9 protein-coding genes are annotated in these 7,958 nt (G+C 30.3%); 2 read left to right on the forward strand and 7 right to left on the reverse strand.

Annotated elements, in window-relative coordinates:
* Nucleotides 1-412 (forward strand): hypothetical protein (locus ACWI69_RS11185; RefSeq protein WP_448821919.1); only part of this gene is annotated, 412 nt, incomplete at its 5' end.
* 55 nt (nt 413-467) lie between these two features.
* Here ACWI69_RS11185 and ACWI69_RS11190 read toward each other — a convergent pair.
* The 4 genes from ACWI69_RS11190 to malX all read right to left on the reverse strand — a co-directional run bounded on the left by ACWI69_RS11190 (nt 468) and on the right by malX (nt 4,501).
* Complete coding sequence (locus ACWI69_RS11190) at nt 468-701, reverse strand: hypothetical protein (RefSeq protein WP_448821920.1); 234 nt, start codon at nt 699-701, stop codon at nt 468-470.
* Between the two features lie 113 nt (nt 702-814).
* A complete protein-coding gene (locus ACWI69_RS11195; protein ID WP_448821921.1) occupies nt 815-1,726 on the reverse strand; it encodes a helix-turn-helix domain-containing protein in 912 nt (303 codons plus the stop codon).
* A 28-nt stretch (nt 1,727-1,754) separates the two neighbouring features.
* The gene (locus tag ACWI69_RS11200; RefSeq protein ID WP_448821922.1) at nt 1,755-2,909 is read right to left on the reverse strand and encodes a MalY/PatB family protein; all 1,155 of its coding nucleotides are present in this window, start codon (nt 2,907-2,909) and stop codon (nt 1,755-1,757) included.
* Between the two features lie 53 nt (nt 2,910-2,962).
* Nucleotides 2,963-4,501 carry a maltose/glucose-specific PTS transporter subunit IIBC gene (gene malX / locus ACWI69_RS11205; protein WP_448821923.1) on the reverse strand — a complete coding sequence of 513 codons (1,539 nt, stop codon included), beginning with the start codon at nt 4,499-4,501 and terminating at the stop codon, nt 2,963-2,965.
* Nucleotides 4,502-4,734: 233 nt separating this feature from the next.
* On the opposite strand from malX, the gene ACWI69_RS11210 reads away from it, so the two are divergent.
* Nucleotides 4,735-6,168 (forward strand): amino acid permease, encoded by a 1,434-nt coding sequence (locus tag ACWI69_RS11210; protein ID WP_448821924.1) that lies wholly within the window; start codon nt 4,735-4,737, stop codon nt 6,166-6,168.
* Between the two features lie 50 nt (nt 6,169-6,218).
* On the opposite strand, the gene ACWI69_RS11215 is transcribed toward ACWI69_RS11210, so the two are convergent.
* The 3 genes from ACWI69_RS11215 to ACWI69_RS11225 form a co-directional block, all read right to left on the reverse strand.
* Nucleotides 6,219-6,569 (reverse strand): hypothetical protein, encoded by a 351-nt coding sequence (locus tag ACWI69_RS11215; RefSeq protein WP_448821925.1) that lies wholly within the window; start codon nt 6,567-6,569, stop codon nt 6,219-6,221.
* Between the two features lie 65 nt (nt 6,570-6,634).
* Nucleotides 6,635-7,321 (reverse strand): outer membrane beta-barrel protein, encoded by a 687-nt coding sequence (locus ACWI69_RS11220; protein WP_448821926.1) that lies wholly within the window; start codon nt 7,319-7,321, stop codon nt 6,635-6,637.
* Nucleotides 7,322-7,395: 74 nt separating this feature from the next.
* Nucleotides 7,396-7,958 (reverse strand): ShlB/FhaC/HecB family hemolysin secretion/activation protein (locus tag ACWI69_RS11225; RefSeq protein ID WP_448821927.1); only part of this gene is annotated, 563 nt, incomplete at its 5' end.

The following is a 7,958-nucleotide window of genomic DNA, read 5'->3' on the forward strand; positions in this document are numbered from 1 at the left end:
TGCATTTTTTAGTAAGCAAAAATACTATGTCCCTATGCAAGATTTCTCTTTTCTTACTCTAAATATAGATAGTAATAGGATGGACAGGTGTATCTCTTTATTTAATGCTTTGAAATACCACTATTGCAATATCTCATTTAGTGATATTATAGCCATTTTTTTTATGCTTAATAACGAAAAAGGAGAGAAAAAAGAGATTATTGTTCTATATAAAGATATCCCAAAATATATTCTTGAAAATTTAAAAAATCAATTGGAATATAAATACAATGTAGTTATAAAAGATTTTATCAACTTTTATTATTTTGAAACTTTTAAAAAAAATAACTCCGTAAAAACCATTGGTGTTTTTACAGAGTTTAATTTTGACTTTGAAGATTTAGAAATTATTAAATTAGATTTTAATCTCTAATTTTTAATAGGTGGGGGAATACTTGTGGTCCCCCTGATTTGATTTTTATTATTATTTACAAAAAATCTTTTTTTATAATGTCACCATACCTCTCTAACAAATCTTCTACTAACTTTTTCTTATTCACTTTCTCACTATTTTTTTCTACAATTTCTAAAATAGTCTTTAAACTTATTACTCTACTCTTCTCATTTTCCATGTAACTCTTTATCTCTTTAGCTATATGAAAAATTTCATTTTCAGTCAGCTTTTCTGGTAAATAACTCTCATCTTTAGAATATTTCTCCACTAAAGTAAAAATCTCATCTTTCTCCCCTCTTTCTTTTATACTAAAATTATTTCTAAGCCTGTATATAGCGGGTATTAGATAAGCTGCGAGTTTTGAGTTAAGTTCTTCATAACTTAAAGAACTCTCAATTTTTTTGCTAAAGCTAAAGTCAATCCATTCAAATATTTTTCAACACTTTCCTTTAGTTCCTCTATATTTTCTGTTACTCCACCGCTAATAAAATACTCTGTTATGTGAACTAACTCATAACTTAAATTTTTATCTAAATATTTTTTCAAACTATTTTTAGCTATTTCATAATGAATGGTATTAATCAAAAATTTATAATTGGCTTTTCTATCTATAATATGTCCTTGATTCACTCTCTCTATTGAAACATATAAAAATATCTCCATAAGTTTTACAAAATCATCTTGAAACTCTACAGAGAATTTTTTTCCTATACGCAATATAACTTTTCTTAGTTCTTCTAGTAAATTTTTATCTATACTTTGAAAAATATAAACTGTATCCAGAGGAGTTATTTTTAAATTAACATACTCTAAAAACCTTGTAGCTTTTAAATGCCTCAATTTTTTTTCGTTACCAATTATGGAATATCTATTTTTTTCTAATTCCAATTTTAAACTATATTTTTTTAAGGTCTCATTTAAAATATCTATATCTTTTTTTAAAGTAGCTCTTGTTATACCTAACTTTTCCTCTATCGAACTAAGCCTTATATCTCTTACAAAAAGAAAGGTCATAAGTATAAACTCTGCCCTTTCCTTCTGATCTAATATATAGTGCTTTTTGTAAATTTCTTCATAAAATCTATTTAATTCATTCTCATTTACAAAAATTAATAGCTTTTTTCTGTCTTTTTCAATCTTTTTATTCAAGATTTTTTTTAAATAAAAATTCAAATTTTCAATTATATATCTTAAATTTCTTTCACTCGTCTCCATTTGAAAAAGAATTTCATCCACTGTTTTTCCAACATTTACTAGCTTTAACACCTCTAACTCTTTTCTTTTTAAACTCATCCATATCACCTAAGATATTATAGCTTTCTTACCTCACTTTTTCAATAGCTCTTTTTATCCCTTCAACAGCCACCTTAACTTTTGACAATGGACCTCCCACATTTAAACGTATTCTGTCTTTATCTCCATAAGTTTCTCCAGACATAATCGCCACTTTTCCCTCTTCAATAAGTGCCTTTTTAAACTCTGTCATATCTATATTACAACCTTTCAAATCTATCCACATGAGATATGTTCCCTCTGGAATATTAGCTCTAATTCCATGAAAACCGTTTAACTCTTTTTCTACGTACTCACAGTTTTTAGTCAAATAGTTGTTTAATTCGTCCACCCAATATCCACAGTTATTATATGCAACTATTGTAGATAATACACCAAAAATTGTTGGGGATGATAGGGAATCCATTTCTTTTAAATGTGCTATAAATTTTTCTCTAATACCATTTTGGGGAATTATTGCATATGATCCTCCAAGAGATGGAGTATTAAATGTTTTTGATGGAGAGCTCACGATTAAGCATTGTTTCGTATCTATTTTTAATACTGGCGTCACCTTAGCTCTAACAATATCCATATGAATATCATCTGAAATTAAAATTACATCATATTTTTCGCATAAATCTATAAGCTTTTTCAACTCTCCATATTTCCAAACTTTTCCAGTTGGATTTTCAGGATTACAAAGTAAAAATACTTTAACTCCTTTTTTAAATCCCTCCTCAATAGCTAAAAAATCTGTATAAAACTCTCCCTTTTCATTCTCTTTTAAAGTTATTTCAAATAAATCATAATACTTTAAAATTTTTGTAAATCCATCATATTTTGGTGTATGAGTCATAACCTTTCCAGTTTTTCCAACTAACTCTTCCAGTAACATAGCTATACTATATATTACATTCGGTGAGTACACAATCCAATCACTTTCTATATCTGTAAAGTATCTAGTTTTGTACCAATTTTTTATAGCTCCTTTGTAATCTTCATGATTCCAACGTGAATATCCAAAAACTCCATGTTTTGTCCTTTCTATTATTGCATCTAAAATTTCTTGAGGACATTTGAAATCTGTATCTGAGATAGAAAATGGTGTTAAGTCCTTTGTTCCAGCACCAAATCTATCCTCTATATAATCCCATTGAGTACAGTAAGTCCCTTTTCTATTTATAATTTCATCAAAATTCATAAGTCCTCCCAATATTTTCTATATAAAAGGGGGGAATCACTTCCCCCAACTTATTACATTAGCTTTTGTAACTGCTTTTTTAATACTTGAACTTTTGGTCCTATTATAACCTGTACATTTGTATCGTTTAATTTTACTACGTTCACTGCGCCGGCTGCTTTAACTGCCTCTATATCGATTTTATTTGTATCCTTAACTACAAGTCTCAATCTTGTTATACAGTTATCTAAACTTACTATGTTCTCCTTTCCTCCCAAAGCCTCTAACATAACCTTAGCTGTATATCCTGCAATATCTCCACTTTCAACAGCGCCCTGTGCCTGAGCTGAATTATCTCTTCCCGGAGTTGGAACATCATACTTTACTATATACCACTTAAATACAAAATAATATATTAGGAACCAAATAATTCCCACCGGAATTACGTAAAACCATTTTGTCCAAAATCCTTGAAATACTCCAAATACTAAAAAATCTATTATATTTCCGTCAGTATTACCAATAGCAACCTTTAAAAGCCCCATCACCATGAATCCAAGTCCAGTCATTATTGCATGAAAAATATAAAGAACTGGTGCAATGAATAGAAATATAAACTCAATCGGCTCAGTTATTCCACCCACTGCTGATGCCACAACTGCCGATATCAAAAGGCCCTTTATCTTTTTTCTATTTTCTAAATATGCTGACTTATAAATTGCTAAAGCCGCTCCCGCAAGTCCAAACATAAATGTTGGCATTTTACCTTGAGATAAAAATTTTGTCGCTTCTGGGGAAACAAAGTTAGCACCTTGTGCAAACTGATTATAGAATATATTTAATGCTCCGTGAATTGTTTCTCCTGCTGAAGTTATGTAAGTTCCTCCAGCCTCAGTAAACCTTATCGTCGCAACTAAAATATGATGAAGACCAAATGGAAGAAGCAATCTCTCTCCAGCACCAAATAAGAATGGTCCAAATGGTCCAGCTCCACTGATAATAGCTCCTACCTTATTTATTCCCAATGCAAAGAAAGGCCAAACTATCGGAACTGCCAGTCCGACTACCGACATTATCAAAACTGTCGCTATAGCTACAAATCTAGTTCCTCCAAAGAATGAAAGTGCATCCGGCAACTCAATATGCTGAAACTTCTCATGAATAAAAAATACTATAATTCCACATATTAAAGCCCCTAGTGCACCTGTATCAATACTTTGAATTCCCATCACCATTTTTGTATCTACAGATTTTAACAGTCCAGCTTCACTCAAATAAAAATTTGTTCCAAGTTGCATTGCTATGTAACCCATAAGCCCTGCGAAAGCTGCAATCTCCTTGTTCTCTCTAGCCATTCCCAATGGAATTGCTACGGCAAACATAAGTGGTAAAAATGAAAAAGCAACCAAGCTAATTTTTATCATGAAATTAAATATCCCTTGTAGAAAAACATTCCCTAAAAATGGAAACATCTCTATTGTTGTCCCACCTGTAAAAGCTGCACCTATCCCTAATAAAATTCCCATTGCTGCCAATAAAGCTACTGGTAACATAAATGTTTTTCCTAAACTTTGGAAAAATTCCCACATACTTATTCTATTTTTAGTAGTCATTTAACACCCTCCCCTTAATACTTTTTATGTATCAAATTGTACATATAAAACATTTTTTGTTCAATTCATAATCTTTTTCACATTTTTTTGAAAAAAATTAACAGTTTATATTTTGAAAAATACTTTTCATTCTACTATATAAGAAAAAAATATTTGATTTTTATATTTACTTAATGTAAAATTTCAAGTATGAAAGTGAAATATTTAACAAAACAAAAGGAGTACTTATTTACATGGAATCAAAAAAATTAAATTGGCGTATGTTAGCTATGATGGGCTTCACAATTGTTTGGGGATTTGGTAATGTTGTTAACAACTATGCAAATCAAGGTCTAACAGTTGTAATTTCTTGGTTATTAATTCTTTCTCTCTATTTTTTACCATATGCACTTATGGTTGGTGAAATGGGATCAGTATTTGATCACAAAGCAGGTGGAGTTTCAAGCTGGATAGGGTCAACTTATGGTCCTATGATAGCTTATCTTGCTGGTTGGACATATTGGGTTGTTCATATCCCATATTTAGCACAAAAACCTCAAAGTGCATTAGTTGCACTAAGTTGGGTTTTCTTTCAAAATGGAGATATGATAAAATCTTTCAATCCCCTATTTTTACAAACCATTGTTTTAGGGATTTTTTTACTTTTTCTTTGGCTCTCATCTAAAGGAATGAACTCTTTAAAAAGAGTTGGAGCACTTGCTGGAACATCTATGTTTTTCATGGGAATTTTATATATCCTATTAACTGTTGCTGCACCAACACTTATGAATATAAAAACTGCTACATCTGACTGGTCATTCTCAACATTTATACCTAAATTTGACTTTGCATATTTTACTACTATATCTATGTTGGTATTTGCTGTTGGTGGATGCGAAAAAATCTCTCCATATGTTAAAGATGTTGAAAATCCTCATAAAAACTTTCCTAAAGGGATGCTAGCACTTGCTGCTATGGTTGGAATGTCAGCCCTACTTGGTTCATTTGCCATGGGAATTATGTTTAACAGCGAAAATATTCCAACTGATTTGAAAATGAATGGTCAATACTACGCTTTTAAACTTTTAGGTGAATACTATGGTATAGGAAATACCCTTATGATTTTATACGCTGTGGCTAATACTCTATCTCAGGTATCAGCACTTATGTTCTCTATTGACGCTCCACTTAAAATATTGATTGGGGAAGGGGATAAAAACTTTATACCAGCTACATTTACAAAAACAAATAAAAATGGAGCACCTATTAACGGATATAAATTAACAGCTGTGCTTGTTGGAATCCTAATTATAATTCCAGCATTTGGTATTGGGGATATGAACAATCTCTACAACTGGCTTCTTGACCTAAATTCAATCGTTATGCCACTTAGATACCTATGGGTATTCTTAGCTTATATTGGGCTTAGAGGATTAATTAAAAATAAAACTCTAAGCGATAGCTCTGGATTTAAGTTTATTAAAAATGATAAAATTGCAACTGCAGTTGGAATCTGGTGTTTTATATTTACAGCTTTTGCGTGTTTAATGGGTATCTTTCCTAAAAATATTGAAAGATTTAGTTCAGAGTGGTTTTTCCAGATTACTCTTAATATTTTAACACCGATTGCTTTGGTTGGACTTGGACTTATCTTCCCTAAAATAGCTAGAAAAACAAACAGAAATTAAATCTAAAAAGGTGCCAAAATTTTTCTTTGGCACCTTTTTCATTTCATTCTTTATTTTGAATATGTCTTTGAAAATAAAATCTTATCTTCTCCCATCATAGGGTCAAACTTGATAACAACGTAGATATCGTCTATATCAGGAGCTACACTTCTTGAAGCTTCCACAGCTTTTAGTGCAATGCTGTTATAATCTAATTTTGGTTCATTCACTCCATCAAACTCAACTTCTAAATTCATTTGATTTCCATATATATCCACATCATAATCAACTCTATAGTTTGATACTTGGATTACATTTTTTAGAACTAACTCGTTTTCAATTCTATCTTCCAAGATATCGTTTACTCCTTTTGCAAATAAAAGTGATGATACTAATGTCATTAAAGCTATTGTTTTTTTCATTTTATATTTCCTCCTAATTTTTCTATATTGATTTCTTTCTTTAAAAATGATTTACTGATTCCAATTTAAAATTTATAATTTAAAATTAATGAAACTCTCTCATAATTAGCATTGTACTCTTTATTTCCTATACTTAATTTCCCTTCATTCACCTGATATAAAGCTTCCAAAGATAATGAGTTGTATTCGATTCCCACTCCTGCTGCATAATACAATCCATTTTTTGTATCTGTAGATAACTTATATGTTTCAAAAGTTTGACCTCCCAAATTTGTATCTGTAGCTTCGTTTTCATGTTCGACACCATCCGAATACTTAACGTCATCACTTCCAAAATTAAATGAGTAACCTAAACTTGCTTTTATATATGGTTTAAATGTCCACTCTTTAGTTAAAATATACTTTCCTGTCAAATATACTGGAACACTGTCATATCCTTGAAAATCATCATATCCCTTTGAATATTCACTTTCAATTGTACCATTCCATTCGCTAAACTCAGATTTTTTACCAGATACTTTAGCATGTTTTTGATAAGCCACTCCAAGTCCTAATTCTAATTTTTCTGTAATTGGTCTCATATATTCCAATCCAACTTCATACCCATAATCCTCTGTATCTCCACTAGAATATACTCCTAATGAGTCAAATTTAGAATGTATGTCAGCACCAACTCTCAAGTTTAAATTTCCATCAGCTAAAGATAGCGTGCTTAAACTTCCTAACAATAAAAATGTCGATATCTTATTCATAGATTTTTAATTCCTCCATAGTTTTCTAGTATGAGAGGATTTTATACTTAGAATGTCTCTTTTATATCCCCTACTCACAATTTATATGAAAAACTAAAATAAATTGGATTTTTTTCCTTCAATATTCCAGAGCTTGTTTTTAGAGGTATTCCATATGTTAACGAGCTACTTACATTATTAGATTCTATTTTTATTCCTATAGCCATCCCTACCAACTTGTCTGAATTTGGTAAATCTTTATCCCTAGACATCCCAAAGTCCATTCCAATAAAAGGATATATATAGCTAAGTTTTTCACTTATTTTATATAAATCTGTATATATTAATGTATTATTCATATAAATTCCTTTATTTCCAGATGCAGAATACTCTTTAAAACCTCTCACGGTATATTCATCACCTATAGTAAATTGATTAAAACTTAGAAGACGATCCTCTGAGTAACTTCCTCCTATATTTAAGTTATAAATAAAAGATAATTTTTGAGCTAAATTAAAATTTTTTTGCCAATAGATATTTAAGTCATACCTATCATATTCATAGTTATAAGGACTTAAATCATTATTTTTTTCCCCTTCAAACCACGGAACACCTTTTATATATTCCAAGTTAAAATACAAGTTACTTTTTTCTAGAT

The organism is Cetobacterium sp. (assembly GCF_977044495.1).